Raw genomic sequence first — 13,183 nt, 5'->3', positions numbered from 1 at the left:
GCTGTGACCTGCGTAAACGCGGAACGGTCGGCGTCGGCCCGGCCGGGTTCGCAGGGGCCGCCCGGCGCGGGTGCTGTGGCAAAGGCCACGGTACGCACACAGGCTCCGCACGCCGGGGCCCGCACGTGGGAGCTCCCTCCGCCCGTAATACCCTCGCTTCATGCTCGATGCCCTGACGGTCGCGGTCTCCGTGACCGCGCTCGCCCTCGCCGCCTGGTGCGGACACGCCGCCTACCGGGACCAGCCCACGAAGGACTGGCATTTCATCGGCATGGCCGTCGTCTCCGTGCTGGCACTGGCGCAGCTGGTCGTGGGGATCGTTCAACTGGCGCGCGGCGAGCGGCCCGACCAGGGCATGACGATCTTCATCGCCTATCTGATCGGCGCCGCGGCCGCCGTGCCCGCGGCGGGCTTCCTGTCGCTGACGGAGCGGACCCGGTGGGGCTCCGTGACGGTGGCGGCGGGTGCGGTCGTGCTCGCCGTCCTCGAAGTGCGGCTCTACGACATCTGGGGAAAGTGACCATGAGCGACACCGACCGCACGGCAACGCCCTCTGCCCCCCGGCAGAGGCAGCAGTTCGAGCTCGGCACCGGGCCGGGGCGGGTACTCGTCTGGTTCTACGGGGTGTTCACCGTGGCCGCGGCGTCCCGCTCGATCGTCGAGATGATCCTCGACTTCGGGAAGGCGCCGCTCGCCTACACCCTGTCGGCCGTCGCCGCGGTCGTATACGGCTTCATCACGTACTCACTGGTCCGGGGCGGCGAGAAGGCGCGCAGGGCGGCGCTGATGTGCTGCGCCGCCGAGCTCGCGGGCGTCCTGATCGTCGGCACGTGGACACAGGTGGAGCCGTCCGCCTTCCCGGACAGCACCGTGTGGTCCGGGTTCGGCATGGGTTACCTGTTCATCCCGGTGATCCTGCCGGTCACCGGGATGCTCTGGCTGCGCCGGGCACGTAAGGCCTGACACCGCCCCTCACAGGCGGCGTTCAGGCACTGGCCACGAAGTCGGGCGCGTCCGCGTCCTTCTCCAGCAGGACCAGCCGCACGCCGTCGCCTCCGGTCGTGCCGCCCACCCGGGCGTACCCCGCCTTGCGGTAGAGGCGCAGATTGCCCTCGCTGCGCTCACCCGTGTGCAGCCGGAAGCGGGTGGCCGAACGCCCGTCCGCGAGCCCCGACTCGGCGGCCGCCAGCAGCCTGGTGCCGAGCCCGTGGTTGCGCAGCCTGGGGTGGACGCAGAGTTTGCCGATCCGGCCGACACCGTCCTCGTCGGTGAAACCCCGTACGGAGCCGACGACTTCCTCCCCGAGCCGGGCCACGTACACGAGATCCGTGGCGACTTCCTCGCGCACCGAATCGAGTGTCTGGACGAGGGGATCGATCCGGTAATTGCCGTACAGCTCCGCCTCGCTCTGGAAGCAGAGGTACTGGAGTCTGAAGATCTGCTCGACGTCCTGCGCCGTCGCCGCCGAGATGGTCACACTCATGCCCATGTGTGCATGCCTCCCGCTCACCTGCTCCACCGGTTGTCTACCGCTCCATTCCCCGCAGTTCAGGAGCTACAACCTCCGCCGCGAGCATTCTGCGCAGACATCCAAGGCATCGGGAACGCATCGGGCCCAAACTGCCTTGTGACATACCCAACTCCCCTGCGATTTCGCGGTAGGTCGGATCGTGGGGGGCGAGCATCGCCTCCAGTAACCTGCGGCACCGTCCCGGCAGTCTTCCCACCGCGCGGCGCACGGCCCGGCGTTCGTCGGCACCCACCGCGATCCGCTCGGGGCATCCGGCCCAGTCCGCGGGGGATTCGCCCACCGCGTACGCACGCTCGTGCCGGACCCTGCGGCGGGCGGCGCGTGCCTCCGTCCGTACGGCGGCGCGGACCCAGCGGGCGGGGTCGGCCAGGGCCGCCTTCACGTCCCGGCCCTCCAGCAGGCGCAGCCACACCGACTGTTCGAGGTCGGCGGCCTCGGCGCCCGCGGCGTGCGCCTCGGCCCCCGCCTCGGCGCGGACCAGTGCGTGCAGGGCGCGGACCAGATCCTGCCCCTCGTCGGGGGACCGGTCCGTCCGGGCCGCGGCCGGGCGCCCGGACGGACCGTGCCCGCGCTCATCGCCCCGGCCCCGGCCCCGGCCCCGCGGAACGTGATCAAGAAGTGTCATGTCCCGTCAACGCTCCCCGGGCACCGCCGGTTGCCGCGCGCGGGGAGCTCCACCCGACCGGGGCATCCCGGCCGGGCGGCTGACGTGGCCGTGGACCGGGCGGGTGCCTCAGGCGCTCCCGAAATCGGCCGCCGCGAGCAGCGCGGTGTCCGGGTTGTCGGAGAAGACTCCGTCGATGCCCGTCGCGAAGTAGGTACGGAAGGCACCGAAGGCGTCGCCGTAGGCGTTGGGGTCGGTGCCCCGACGGAAGTCGGCCGGGAGGAAGCTGTTCTCGTTGCGCATGGTGTACGGGTGCAGGATCAGGCCCCGCGCGTGCGCGTCGGCGACCAGGGTGGTCGGGGCCGTCAGCCGGCCCGAGGCGTCCTTGGGGATGACCAGGTCCAGGGTGGGGCCGATGCCCTGGGCGAAGGACGCGATCCACTTCAGTCCGGCGGGCGTCACCAGGTCGGCCACGGTGCGCGGGTCACCCGCCTCCACGAAGTCCCAGGGCCGCTCCTTGGGCCCGGACAGCAGGACGACGCGCGGTGTGGCCACGAGCTCGGACAGCCGCTGGATCGAGCCCGGCTCGAAGGACTGCAGGATCAGCGGGGAGTCGGCGCGGTGCCGGCCGTAGCGGCGCAGCAGCCGGGCCAGCGGCTCCTCCAGGCCGAGTCCGAGACCCCTGAAGTAGGTGGGGTGCTTGGTCTCGACGTACAGCCAGACGGGGCGGCCGCGCCGGCGGCCCTCCTTGTCGGCCCAGCGCAGGACCTCCTCGAACGTGGGGATCTCCCAGCGGCCGTCGTAGAGGGTGTTCCGCTGGCGGTTGCCCGGGATGCGCTCCTTGGCCCTGAGGGTCTTCAGCTCGGCGAGGGTGAAGTCCTCGGTGAACCAGCCCGTGAGCGAGACGCCGTCGACCTTCTTGGTGGTCCTGCGGCTCGCGTACTCGGGGTGGTCGGCGACGTCCGTGGTCGCGGTGATGTCGTTCTCGTGGCGGCAGACGAGGTGTCCGTCCTTGGTCGGCACGAGGTCCTGCTCGACGATGTGCGCGCCCATGTCCAGCGCCAGCTGGTACGAGCCGAGGGTGTGCTCGGGGCGGTAGCCGCTCGCTCCGCGGTGGCCGATGACCGTGGGCACGGGAAGGTCCCGGAAGGAGCCGTGGTGCCCGCCCTTCGCGTCGGGCGCGCCACGCCCGGCCGCGTTCGCCGTTCCGGTGATTCCGAGAGCCGCCGAGCCGAGGACGGCCGCTCCGAGGAGCGTCCGCCGCCCGGGACCCGTCTGCGCGCGCTCTGTCATGAATACTCCTCGCCTGTGATGTCCGGCCCCTTCGGGGAAGGCTTGATCGTAGGCAGCTACGCCATCGGCGGGGCGGCCCGTGGACGAACATGGCGGAAACACACGTCAACACTGCGTATCCGCTCGGTGAACCCGATGTGCGGAGAGGGCGTACCCGCGAGTATCGTCCTCACCTGCACAGACCCTCGCGAATTTCCGCACCGGCCGCCCGGCCACGACACCGGAGGAAGCGTTGTCCCGACTCACGGTCATCAAGGCAGTGCTCGGACCCATCCTGCGCCTGCTCTTCCGGCCACAGGTGGAGGGGATCGAGAACATCCCCGGGACCGGTCCGGTGATTCTCGCGGGGAACCACCTCACGTTCATCGACTCGATGATCATGCCGGTCTGCTGCGACCGGCCGGTGTTCTACATCGGCAAGGACGAGTACGTCACGGGCAAGGGCCTCAAGGGCCGGCTGATGGCCTGGTTCTTCACCGGCTGCGGCATGATCCCGGTGGACCGGGACGGCGGCCGGGGCGGCGTCGCGGCGCTCATGACGGGCCGCCGGGTGCTGGAGGAGGGCAACGCCTTCGCCATCTACCCGGAGGGCACCCGCTCCCCCGACGGCCGCCTCTACCGGGGCCGCACGGGCATCGCGCGGCTGACGCTCATGACGGGCGCCCCGGTCGTGCCCTTCGCGATGATCGGCACCGACAAGCTGCAGCCGGGCGGCGCCGGGCTGCCCCGGCCGGGCAAGGTCACGGTCCGGTTCGGTGAGCCGATGGAGTTCTCCCGTTACGAGGGCATGGACCGCGACCGCTATGTGCTGCGGGCGGTCACGGACTCCGTGATGGCCGAGGTGATGCGTCTGTCGGGCCAGGAGTACGTCGACATGTACGCCACGAAGGCGAAGGCCGCCTGAGCCGGACGAGTGCGAGTGAGGGGGGCCCGGCGCGGACGCGCCGGGCCCCCCTCACTCGTCTGCGACGATCCCTTCTTGCAGCTTCTCGTTGCGCAGCATGAACCAGGCAGCCACAGCGGTGGCGAGCAGCACGACGGCGCCGACCGCCGCCGACACCCGCAGCCCGTTGACGAAGGCCTCCTGAGCCGCCGTGACGAGCTCGCCCGCCAGGGGCGCGGGCAGGCTGTCGGCCATCTCCACGGCTCCCCCGAGTGACTCGTGAGCGGCGGCGGCGGCGCGGGGCGGGATGCCCTCGGGTGTGCCGAAGCCCTTGTAGACGCCGGTGACGATGGAGCCGAGCAGCGCGATCCCGAGGGCGGCGCCGAGTTCGTACGCCGTCTCGGAGACCGCGGAGGCCGACCCCGCCTGTTCCTTCGGGACGCTGGAGAGGATGACATCGGAGGTGATGGTGAACGCGAAGCCCGCGCCGACGCCGACCACCAGGAGCAGGGCCCCGATCAGCGGGTAGCCCGTCTCCTTGTGGATCACGGTGACCACGGCGAGCGACACTCCGATGGCACCCAGTCCGCCGCCCACCACGTTGTGCACGGAGAAGCGGCGCGCGACCGTGCCGGCCATCAGCCCGGCGGTCACCGCGCCGACCGCCGCGGGCAGTTCGGCGAGCCCGGCCTCGAGCGGGCCCCGCCCCTGGACCAGTTGCAGGAACTGGGAGAGGAAGAAGACGATCCCGGACAGGCCGAGGATGGTCAGCAGGTCCGCGAGGACCGCGCCGGAGAACCCCCTGTGGTGGAAGAGGCGCATGTCCAGCAGCGGTGCGGGCAGCTTGAGCTGACGGCGCACGAACCAGACGAGTGCCCCCGCGCCGACGACCACCACCAGGACGGTCTTCCAGCTCACCCCGTGGGCAGCCGCCTCCTTGATGGCGTACACGACGCCGATCAGGCCGATCATGGACAGCCCCACGCTGGGGAGGTCCCACGGACCCGGTGCCGGGTTCTTGGACTCCGGGATCATCTTGATGCCGACCGCCACGAGGACCGCCATCACCGGCAGGTTGATCAGGAAGACCGACCCCCACCAGAAGTGCTCCAGCAGGAGGCCGCCCACGACCGGCCCCACGGCCGCTCCCGCTGAGGCCATCGCCCCCCAGATGCCGATGGCGAGGCTGCGTTCGCGCGGATCGTGGAAGAGGTTCCGGATCAGCGCGAGGGTGGACGGCATCAGAGTGGCGCCCGCGACTCCGAGCAGCGCCCGGGCCAGGATCATCATTTCGGGGCTGGACGCGTAGGCGTTGAGCACGGAGACCGCGCCGAACGCCGTGGCCCCGGTCAGCAGCAGCTTCTTGCGGCCGATGCGGTCACCGAGGCTGCCCATGGAGACGAGGAGGCCGGCGATCACGAAGGAGTAGACGTCACCGATCCAGAGCAGCTGGGTGGCAGTCGGTTCGAGGTCCTCGCTGAGGAAGGGCGTCGCCAGGCCGAGGACGGTGGCGTCGACGGCGACGAGCAGCACGGCCAGGACGAGGACGGCGAGGGCGATCCACCGCCCCGGATCACGCACGTGGCCGGTGGTGTCCGCCGACTGGTAGGGGCCGCTCATTTCTCCACGCTCCGACGTGCTCCGCCGAGGAGCAACTCGACAGTCATGTGGGTGAAGTCCTGGGCGGCTACGCGTCCCGTCCGCACGGCCCAGGCGCAGCTGCCGATCAGGCCGTACAGCGCCTCGGTGAGCCAGGCCGGTGTGAGGTCGATACGGAACTCGCCGCGTTCCTGGCCGCGCCGGAAGAAGGCGGAGACCCGGGCGTCCAGACGGCTCCATCCCTCGTTGACGTCGTCACCCTCGAAGAGCTGATTCTCGGTCACGAGGAAGGACAGCAGGGCCGCGCCGGGCTCGATGTGCGCGATCAGCCGGCGGAGTCCGTCCTCGGCGGTGCCCTCGTCGAGGCGGGCAGAGTCCAGCGCGGACTCGAACTCCCGGATTCCGAGGTCCTCGAGCGCGCCGACCAGGGCGTCACGCCCGGCGAAGTGCCGGTGCAGGGTGGCCCGGCCGATGCCCGCGGCCCGGGCGACCTCGTCCATGGTCGCGGTGGATCTGCGGCTGAGCAGTGCGGCGGCGCTGCGGAGCACCTGCTCGCGATCGAGTGTCATGAGACGACATTAACTCGACTGAGACATCGATGTCTCACGTGCGGAGTCGTGTCGCCCGGGCGTTCCAGGGGCACCATGGCGCCATGAAGCCGCTGCTGCTGATCGACATCGACGGTCCGCTCAATCCTTACGCGGCGCTCGCCCGTCGCCCCGTCCCGGAGGGCTACACACTCCATCGCATGCGGCCGACGGGGTGGAAGGAGGGGACGCCGCTGCCGGTGCTGCTCCGCGCGGAGCACGGCGGCGAGCTCCTGGCCCTCGCCGCCCGGTACGAACTCGTCTGGGCGACCACCTGGAAGGACGAGGCGAACGAGTGGGTCGGCCCGCTCCTCGGGCTGCCCCCGCTGCCGTACATCGACTGGCCCTCGATGCACGGCGTCACGTCGAACGGCACGTACTGGAAGACGCGTTACGTCGTCGACTACGCCGATGGGCGGCCGTTCGCCTGGGTGGACGACGAGATCTCCGGCCTCGACACGGCCTGGGTCGCGGCGCACCACCCGGGGCGCGCCCTGTTGCGGCGGATCGACCCGTGGGTCGGCCTGTCGCGGACGGACTTCGACGCGCTCGCCGACTGGGCGCGTTGAGCGTGCACGGCGCCGCACGCCGGGGCCCGGCCCCTCAGGACGGTACGGCGGGCGCTCAGCTCCAGGGCAGCGAGGCCCGGTGGCGCCAGTAGGCCTCCGGCTCCTCCACCAGGGCGGACAGCCGGTCGAGCCGCTCCGGGTCGAGGTCGAGCAGCGGGGAGTGCAGGTTGGCCGCCAGCTGGGTGACGGTGGCCGCGCCGGAGAGCACGACGCCCGCCCACGGCTGGTGGAGCACGAGCGCCAGGGCGACGGCGTCGGCCTCCAGTCCCGCGTCGGCGCCGATCTCCTGGACGACGGCGGGCGCTTCGGTGCCGGCGAGCCGTCCGTTGGCCATGGCCTCCTTGACGATCACGGTCAGCCCGGCGTCGTGCGCGTCGGAGAGCGCCGGCCCGGCGGAGGTCTCCAGTGCGTTGTAGGTCGCCTGGACCGTGCGGAAGAGGGGTTCGCCGTCCACGGTCACGGCGAGCGCGGCCCGGATGGCGTCGGCCTGCGCGGGTCCGCTGGTCGAGAAGCCGACCGTGGTGCCGCTCGCGGCCAGCTCGGCGAGGCGCGCGTGCAGGTCCTTGTCGCCCAGTGCCGGGCTGTCGGCCGTCAGCGAGTGGACCTGGTAGAGGTCGAGCCGGCCGCCGAGGAGGCCGGTGGTCTCGGCGTACTGCCGCTCGAAGGCGGCGAGGCCGTGGTCCTTCACCTCGGGCGCCTCGGCGTCCACGCGCCAGTCGGCGGTGTAGGTGTAGCCCCACTTGCTGCCGACGACGATGTCGGCCGCGTCGGGGCGGGCGGCGAGCCAGTCGGCGAGGAACTCCTCGGCACGGCCGTAGGACCGGGCCGCGTCGATGTAGCGGACGCCCTGGGCGTAGGCGGCGTCCAGGAGTTCGTGCGTGCGGGCCCGCAGCGCGTCGACGCTGCGGTCGGCCGGGAGGTCCCGGTCGCGCCGCAGGTTGATGTAGCCGGGCCTGCCGACGGCGGCCAGGCCCAGCCCGATGTGGGAGGTCGGGGTGGTCGCTCGGTTCAGGCGGGCGAAGGGCATCGCGGGCTCCTCTGGGTCGGTTCCGAACGCCTTCCCGTCAACGTAGCCCGCGATGCCTGCCGATCATCCGCGTGCGGTCGCCCACGCGTGCTGCGTCACCAGGTCGGCCTTCACCTCGGCCAGCTGGACGGCGACGGCCGAGGGGGCGGTCCCGCCGCGGCCGTCCCGGGAGGCGAGTGCGCCGGGCACGTCGAGGACCGTGCGCACCTCGGGCGTGAGGTGCTCGGAGATCTTCGCGAACTGCTCGTCCGTCAGCTCGTCGAGCTCGATGCCGTGGTGCTCGCACTCCTTGACGCACTCGCCGGCGACGTCGTGCGCCACACGGAAGGGGACACCCTGCTTCACGAGCCACTCGGCGATGTCCGTGGCGAGGGAGAAGCCGGCCGGGGCCAGCTCCTCCATGCGCTCCCGGTTGACCGTGAGCGTGGCCATCATGCCGGTGAAGGCGGGGAGCAGGAGCTCCAGCTGGTCGCAGGAGTCGAAGACCGGCTCCTTGTCCTCCTGGAGGTCGCGGTTGTAGGCGAGCGGGAGGGCCTTGAGCGTGGCCATGAGGCCGGTCAGGTTGCCGATGAGCCGGCCGGACTTGCCCCGGGCCAGCTCGGCGATGTCCGGGTTCTTCTTCTGCGGCATGATCGAGGAGCCGGTGGAGAAGGCGTCGTGGAGGGTGACGAAGGAGAACTCCTTCGTGTTCCAGATGATGATCTCCTCGGCGATCCGGGAGAGGTTCACGCCGATCATCGCCGTGATGAACGAGAACTCCGCGACGAAGTCCCGGGACGCGGTGCCGTCGATGGAGTTGGCCACGGATCCGTGCTCGAAGCCGAGATCGGCCGCGACCGCCTCCGGGTCGAGGCCGAGCGACGACCCGGCGAGCGCACCGGAACCGTAGGGGGACACGGCGGTCCGCTGGTCCCACTGCCGAAGCCGCTCGGCGTCCCGGATCAGGGGCTGCACATGGGCCAGCACGTGGTGGGCGAAGAGCACGGGCTGGGCGTGCTGAAGGTGCGTGCGGCCGGGCATGGCCACGTCCGGGTGCGCCTCGGCCAGGCCCACGAGCGCGTCCTGGAGCTCCGCGATCAGGCCTCCGATGATCCGGGCGTGGTCGCGCAGGTACATCCGGAAGAGCGTGGCCACTTGGTCGTTGCGGGAGCGGCCGGCCCGCAGCTTGCCGCCGAGGTCCGGGCCCAGACGCTCCAGGAGCCCGCGCTCCAGTGCGGTGTGGACGTCCTCGTCGGCGATGGTGCCGGTGAACGACCCGTCGGCGACGGCGGCTTCGAGCGCGTCGAGTCCGGCGGTCATGCGGGTCAGCTCGTCCTGGGTGAGGAGGCCCGCCTTGTTGAGCACACGCGCGTGGGCACGGGATCCGGCGATGTCGTACGGCGCGAGCCGCCAGTCGAAGTGGACGGAGGCGGACAGCTTGGCCAGCGCCTCGGCCGGGCCGTCGGCGAAACGGCCGCCCCACAGGCGTACGTCGCTGTTGCCGGTGCCGTTGCTCACTGCGTGCTCCTCGGAGTGCAAGGGGGTGCGAGGGGGAACTGGGCCGCCCGCCCGCCCGGGTGCGCGGGCGGGCAGACGGTGAAGCGGTGGATCGGCCAGGCCGCGCTCGCCGCGGGCTTCGAGGACGGCCGGGGTCGTCACGATCACTGGTTGGTATAACTATGCAGTGGTCCGTATGTTTTGTCAAAGAGGCCGGTGCGACGGGGTACGGGCCGGTTCTAGGCTGCACCCATGCGGCACCTGATCCCCTTGTCCCCCACCCTGCTCCTCCCCCCGCAGGACCGCCTCCTGCTGGGGAAGCCCCTGGCCGCGGTGCTGGACGCGGCCGACCCCGAGGCGTGGGCCGGACTCGACAGGCTCACGGCGGCGGCGACAGCGCGCGGCGAGGGGCACCTCCCGGTGGCGGACCTGGTCCGGGAGGGACACCGGGACGGGAGCGGGTCCGTCGACTGGGCCGCCGCGCCGCACTGGGACGAGGAGGCGCACGACGTCACCTGGTCCCGCTTCCCGCCCACCGAGCCCGAGACGGCCCTCGTGCTGTGCCACCACCGGTGGCAGGCCCGCGAGGCCGCGCTGGCGTTCACCGCGGGGCGGACGGCGCTGCTGCCGCTGGTCGTCGTCCGCTGCGCGGACGGCCGCCGCGAAGTGCGCGAGCGCGCCCGCCGCATGCTGGCCGCGGCGCTGGAGGGGAACGCGGTCCCGGCCCCTGACCTGGTCCCCGTCGCCCTGCGCATGACCCTGCGCCCGCACGGGGCATGGGCGGCGGAACGGCTCCTGGACGCCGCAGGCCCCCTGCCGTCCGCTGTCACTGCCCGCATCGGCGCGAGTCCGCACCCCGCGGTCCGGCTCCTCGGGGTGCGGTCGCGCCTCGCACACGGTTCCCCCGGTTCCGGCGCGCTGACGGAGGCGGCACTCGGCGCCCACGACCGGGCCGTACGGCACCTGTGCACCGGTGCGCTGCTGGCCCGCGTGACCGCCGGCGATCCCGCACGGCTGCTCGATCCGCTGCTCGGCGCGTCCTCCGCGGTGACGCGCTCCTCGGCCGTGACGGCGCTGCACCGCGCGGGCCGCGGCCGCGAGGCGGGCGCGTACCTGGCCGACCCGTCCGCCGTCGTGCGCTCGGCCGCGCGTCTCGTCCTGCGTCTGGAGGGTGAGGACCCCGGTGCGCGCTACCGCGCGATGTGCGGGGACACGGCCCCGCCCCCGGGAGCGCTGTTCGGCACGGCCGAGTCGGGGGTGCCGGACGCGCCCGCGCTGCTGAGACCGTTGGCGGCCCACCCCGAGGGCCGGGTGCGCGCCGCGGCGCTCGCTTCGCTGCGCATGCTGGACGCGGTCTCACCCGACGAGCTGATGTCCGCGATGGAGGATCCGCACCCGCCGGTGGTGCGCACGGCCCGCAAGGCGCTCGTCCCTTACGTACTGCTCGTCCCGGAGGAATGGCTCGCCTCCCTGGTGGCGCCGGATCGCCCCCGGCACGTGCGGCGTTCGGGCCTGCGGCTGCTCTGCGCCCACAGTCTCGCGCTGCGCAAGCGCGTACTGGCGGCGCTGGAGGACGACGACGATCCCGAGGTCGCCCACGAGGCGCAGCGCGCCCGCTACGAGCCGCTGCCGCCGGCGGGCTCCACGAGCTGAATCCGCCGGCCCGGGGAGCACTTCACGGGATACTGCGATCATGGGAAAAACGCATGAACGCATCGACGGACGTCTGAGAGCCTTCATCGAGGAACAGCACATGTTCTTCACCGCGACGGCGCCCCTGGGCGAGCGGGGCACGGTCAACCTCTCCCCCAAGGGCATGAGCGGGTCCTTCGCCGTGGTCGACGAACGCACCGTGGCCTACCTCGACTTCGCGGGGAGCAACGCCGAGACCATCGCCCACCTGCGCGAGAACGGGCGCATCACCCTGATGTGGTGCGCGTTCCAGGGGCCCCCGAACATCGTCCGTGTGCACGGCCGCGGCGAGCCGGTCTTCCGCGACGACCCCCGGTTCCCCGCGCTCCTCGGCCACTTCCCCACCGTGGACCACACACGGCACGGGCTGCGCGCGGTCATCGTGGTGACGGCCGACCTGATCCGGGACACGTGCGGATACGCGGTGCCCTTCATGTCCTACGACGAGGACCGCTCCCTGCACTCCGGCCGCTTCGCGCGGGAGGACGACGAGAGCCTGAGCCGCTACTTCGAGAGCAAAACGGACATCGCCACCAGCATCGACGGGCTCCCCGGGCTCCCCCTGCCACTGCCCGCGCTGCCGGCCCCGCCCACGGGGTGAGCCGCTGGGCCGTACGGAGCAAGCGCGGTGCGGCCTCCCCCTCGCGCCCCGTACGGTCCGGAGCATGCGCGGATTCCTGGTGACCGGGTCGGTCCTGCTGGCACTCGCCGGTTCGCTCGGGGCGGGCCCGGCCGGGCCCGCCCCCCTGCCCGAGCGGATGGCGGACACCGGTGGCGGCAGTCAGCTGATCACCGCGGAGGCTCCGGGGACCGGCTCCACCACGGGCACGGTCACCTGGTGGGACCGGGGCCCCGGGGGGTGGACGGAGGCGGGTTCCGCGCCCGCGCGCTTCGGGGCGAACGGCCTGACCGAGGGGACCACGCGGATCCAGGGCACGAACACCACGCCGACCGGACTCTACGACCTGCCCTACGCGTTCGGCACCGAGGCACCCCGGCCCGGGACCCGCTATCCGTACCGCCTGGCCGACGACAGCGCCTGGTGGTGCCAGGACAACGAGTCCAGTGACTACAACCGGTGGGTCCGGCCACTGCCCGCCGGCTGCCGGGCGGAGGAGGCCGAACACCTGGTGGCCTACTCCACGCAGTACGCCCGCGCGCTCGTCATCGGCTTCAACTACGACCGGCCGGTGCGCGGCAGGGGCGCCGGGATCTTCCTCCATGTCGACGGCAAGGGCGCGACCGCCGGCTGCGTTTCCGTGCCGGCGGCCGCCGTGGACCGGATCCTGGCGTGGGCCGATCCGGACCGCCGTCCGCACATCGCGATCGGAACGGTCTCCGGACCCACTGCGGTCACCCGTTACTGACGGCCTGTCAGCGGTCGTTCTGGGCAAGCCTCAGCAGATGGTCGGCCAGTGCCTGGCCGCCGTTCGGGTCGCGGCTGATCAGCATCAGGGTGTCGTCCCCCGCGATCGTGCCGAGGATCGCCCGGAGTTCGGCCTGGTCGATGGCCGAGGCGAGGAACTGGGCGGCGCCCGGAGGTGTGCGCAGCACCACCAGGTTGGCCGACGCCTCCGCGGAGATGAGCAGTTCGGCGGAGAGCCTGCGCATCCGCTCCTCCTTGGCGGACCCGCCGAGCGGCGCCTGCGGGGTGCGGAACCCGCCCTCGCTCGGCACCGCGTAGATCAGCTCGCCACCGGTGTTGCGGATCTTCACCGCGCCGAGCTCGTCCAGGTCCCGCGAGAGCGTCGCCTGGGTGACGCTCAGCCCGTCGTCCGACAGCAGCCTCGCCAGCTGGCTCTGCGAACGCACCGGCTGCCGGTTGAGGATGTCCACGATCCTGCGGTGGCGTGCGGTGCGGGTCTGCGGCACCGACGGCCCGCCGTGGTCCGTGTCCTGCGCCTCGGTCATCGTCGTCGCCT

15 protein-coding genes are annotated in these 13,183 nt (G+C 72.2%); 7 read left to right on the top strand and 8 right to left on the bottom strand.

What is annotated here, in order from left to right; all coding sequences use genetic code 11:
* Positions 1–160 precede the first annotated feature (160 nt).
* Both ACFYY2_RS12550 and ACFYY2_RS12545 read left to right on the top strand, forming a co-directional pair.
* Positions 161–520, top strand: coding sequence for a hypothetical protein (locus ACFYY2_RS12550; protein ID WP_388740919.1), 360 nt, complete (start codon positions 161–163; stop codon positions 518–520).
* A gap of 2 nt (positions 521–522) precedes the next feature.
* Positions 523–963 carry a hypothetical protein gene (locus ACFYY2_RS12545; protein WP_388740916.1) on the top strand — a complete coding sequence of 147 codons (441 nt, stop codon included), beginning with the start codon at positions 523–525 and terminating at the stop codon, positions 961–963.
* 22 nt (positions 964–985) lie between these two features.
* Here the strand turns inward: ACFYY2_RS12545 and ACFYY2_RS12540 are convergent, their stop codons facing one another.
* The 3 genes from ACFYY2_RS12540 to ACFYY2_RS12530 all read right to left on the bottom strand — a co-directional run bounded on the left by ACFYY2_RS12540 (position 986) and on the right by ACFYY2_RS12530 (position 3,428).
* Positions 986–1,489, bottom strand: coding sequence for a GNAT family N-acetyltransferase (locus ACFYY2_RS12540; RefSeq protein WP_388740914.1), 504 nt, complete (start codon positions 1,487–1,489; stop codon positions 986–988).
* A gap of 37 nt (positions 1,490–1,526) precedes the next feature.
* Positions 1,527–2,156 (bottom strand): sigma-70 family RNA polymerase sigma factor, encoded by a 630-nt coding sequence (locus ACFYY2_RS12535; RefSeq protein ID WP_388740911.1) that lies wholly within the window; start codon positions 2,154–2,156, stop codon positions 1,527–1,529.
* 108 nt (positions 2,157–2,264) lie between these two features.
* Positions 2,265–3,428 carry a glycerophosphodiester phosphodiesterase gene (locus ACFYY2_RS12530; protein WP_388740910.1) on the bottom strand — a complete coding sequence of 388 codons (1,164 nt, stop codon included), beginning with the start codon at positions 3,426–3,428 and terminating at the stop codon, positions 2,265–2,267.
* A 232-nt stretch (positions 3,429–3,660) separates the two neighbouring features.
* On the opposite strand from ACFYY2_RS12530, the gene ACFYY2_RS12525 reads away from it, so the two are divergent.
* Positions 3,661–4,332, top strand: a complete 672-nt coding sequence (locus ACFYY2_RS12525; protein WP_388740907.1) for a lysophospholipid acyltransferase family protein — start codon at positions 3,661–3,663, stop codon at positions 4,330–4,332.
* Positions 4,333–4,383: 51 nt separating this feature from the next.
* On the opposite strand, the gene ACFYY2_RS12520 is transcribed toward ACFYY2_RS12525, so the two are convergent.
* Together ACFYY2_RS12520 and ACFYY2_RS12515 are read right to left on the bottom strand one after the other, a co-directional pair.
* Complete coding sequence (locus ACFYY2_RS12520) at positions 4,384–5,931, bottom strand: MFS transporter (RefSeq protein ID WP_388740904.1); 1,548 nt, start codon at positions 5,929–5,931, stop codon at positions 4,384–4,386.
* On the bottom strand, positions 5,928–6,479 hold the full coding sequence (locus ACFYY2_RS12515) for a TetR/AcrR family transcriptional regulator (RefSeq protein WP_388740901.1): 552 nt from the start codon (positions 6,477–6,479) through the stop codon (positions 5,928–5,930). Before ACFYY2_RS12515 ends, ACFYY2_RS12520 begins: the two co-directional genes overlap by 4 nt.
* 83 nt (positions 6,480–6,562) lie before the next feature.
* Here ACFYY2_RS12515 and ACFYY2_RS12510 point away from each other — a divergent pair, with 83 nt between their 5' ends.
* The gene (locus ACFYY2_RS12510; protein WP_388740898.1) at positions 6,563–7,066 is read left to right on the top strand and encodes a hypothetical protein; all 504 of its coding nucleotides are present in this window, start codon (positions 6,563–6,565) and stop codon (positions 7,064–7,066) included.
* Positions 7,067–7,121: 55 nt separating this feature from the next.
* On the opposite strand, the gene ACFYY2_RS12505 is transcribed toward ACFYY2_RS12510, so the two are convergent.
* Both ACFYY2_RS12505 and argH read right to left on the bottom strand, forming a co-directional pair.
* Positions 7,122–8,093, bottom strand: coding sequence for an aldo/keto reductase (locus ACFYY2_RS12505; RefSeq protein WP_388740895.1), 972 nt, complete (start codon positions 8,091–8,093; stop codon positions 7,122–7,124).
* Between the two features lie 63 nt (positions 8,094–8,156).
* Positions 8,157–9,590, bottom strand: a complete 1,434-nt coding sequence (argH, locus tag ACFYY2_RS12500; RefSeq protein ID WP_388740893.1) for an argininosuccinate lyase — start codon at positions 9,588–9,590, stop codon at positions 8,157–8,159.
* Between the two features lie 231 nt (positions 9,591–9,821).
* Here argH and ACFYY2_RS12495 point away from each other — a divergent pair, with 231 nt between their 5' ends.
* The 3 genes from ACFYY2_RS12495 to ACFYY2_RS12485 all read left to right on the top strand — a co-directional run bounded on the left by ACFYY2_RS12495 (position 9,822) and on the right by ACFYY2_RS12485 (position 12,628).
* Positions 9,822–11,222, top strand: a complete 1,401-nt coding sequence (locus ACFYY2_RS12495) for a hypothetical protein (protein ID WP_388740890.1) — start codon at positions 9,822–9,824, stop codon at positions 11,220–11,222.
* A gap of 40 nt (positions 11,223–11,262) precedes the next feature.
* Entirely contained in the window at positions 11,263–11,862 is a 600-nt protein-coding gene (locus tag ACFYY2_RS12490; protein ID WP_388740887.1) for a pyridoxamine 5'-phosphate oxidase family protein, read from the top strand.
* Between the two features lie 64 nt (positions 11,863–11,926).
* Positions 11,927–12,628, top strand: a complete 702-nt coding sequence (locus ACFYY2_RS12485) for a L,D-transpeptidase (RefSeq protein WP_388740884.1) — start codon at positions 11,927–11,929, stop codon at positions 12,626–12,628.
* Positions 12,629–12,635: 7 nt separating this feature from the next.
* Here the strand turns inward: ACFYY2_RS12485 and ACFYY2_RS12480 are convergent, their stop codons facing one another.
* The gene (locus tag ACFYY2_RS12480; protein ID WP_327120440.1) at positions 12,636–13,172 is read right to left on the bottom strand and encodes an arginine repressor; all 537 of its coding nucleotides are present in this window, start codon (positions 13,170–13,172) and stop codon (positions 12,636–12,638) included.
* Positions 13,173–13,183 lie beyond the last annotated feature (11 nt).

The organism is Streptomyces sp. NPDC001822, from assembly GCF_042892135.1.
GTDB lineage: Bacteria > Actinomycetota > Actinomycetes > Streptomycetales > Streptomycetaceae > Streptomyces.
This window is presented reverse-complemented; position numbering and strand designations above follow the sequence as displayed.

What these genes read in the sequence shown, in the direction of transcription:
- ACFYY2_RS12550 (WP_388740919.1), top strand. Translation starts at nt 161, where the DNA reads ATGCTCGATGCCCTGACGGTCGCGGTCTCCGTGACCGCGCTCGCCCTC.
- ACFYY2_RS12545 (WP_388740916.1), top strand. Translation starts at nt 523, where the DNA reads ATGAGCGACACCGACCGCACGGCAACGCCCTCTGCCCCCCGGCAGAGG.
- ACFYY2_RS12540 (WP_388740914.1), bottom strand. Translation starts at nt 1,489, where the DNA reads ATGGGCATGAGTGTGACCATCTCGGCGGCGACGGCGCAGGACGTCGAG.
- ACFYY2_RS12535 (WP_388740911.1), bottom strand. Translation starts at nt 2,156, where the DNA reads ATGACACTTCTTGATCACGTTCCGCGGGGCCGGGGCCGGGGCCGGGGC.
- ACFYY2_RS12530 (WP_388740910.1), bottom strand. Translation starts at nt 3,428, where the DNA reads ATGACAGAGCGCGCGCAGACGGGTCCCGGGCGGCGGACGCTCCTCGGA.
- ACFYY2_RS12520 (WP_388740904.1), bottom strand. Translation starts at nt 5,931, where the DNA reads ATGAGCGGCCCCTACCAGTCGGCGGACACCACCGGCCACGTGCGTGAT.
- ACFYY2_RS12515 (WP_388740901.1), bottom strand. Translation starts at nt 6,479, where the DNA reads ATGACACTCGATCGCGAGCAGGTGCTCCGCAGCGCCGCCGCACTGCTC.
- ACFYY2_RS12510 (WP_388740898.1), top strand. Translation starts at nt 6,563, where the DNA reads ATGAAGCCGCTGCTGCTGATCGACATCGACGGTCCGCTCAATCCTTAC.
- ACFYY2_RS12505 (WP_388740895.1), bottom strand. Translation starts at nt 8,093, where the DNA reads ATGCCCTTCGCCCGCCTGAACCGAGCGACCACCCCGACCTCCCACATC.
- ACFYY2_RS12495 (WP_388740890.1), top strand. Translation starts at nt 9,822, where the DNA reads ATGCGGCACCTGATCCCCTTGTCCCCCACCCTGCTCCTCCCCCCGCAG.
- ACFYY2_RS12490 (WP_388740887.1), top strand. Translation starts at nt 11,263, where the DNA reads ATGGGAAAAACGCATGAACGCATCGACGGACGTCTGAGAGCCTTCATC.
- ACFYY2_RS12485 (WP_388740884.1), top strand. Translation starts at nt 11,927, where the DNA reads ATGCGCGGATTCCTGGTGACCGGGTCGGTCCTGCTGGCACTCGCCGGT.
- ACFYY2_RS12480 (WP_327120440.1), bottom strand. Translation starts at nt 13,172, where the DNA reads ATGACCGAGGCGCAGGACACGGACCACGGCGGGCCGTCGGTGCCGCAG.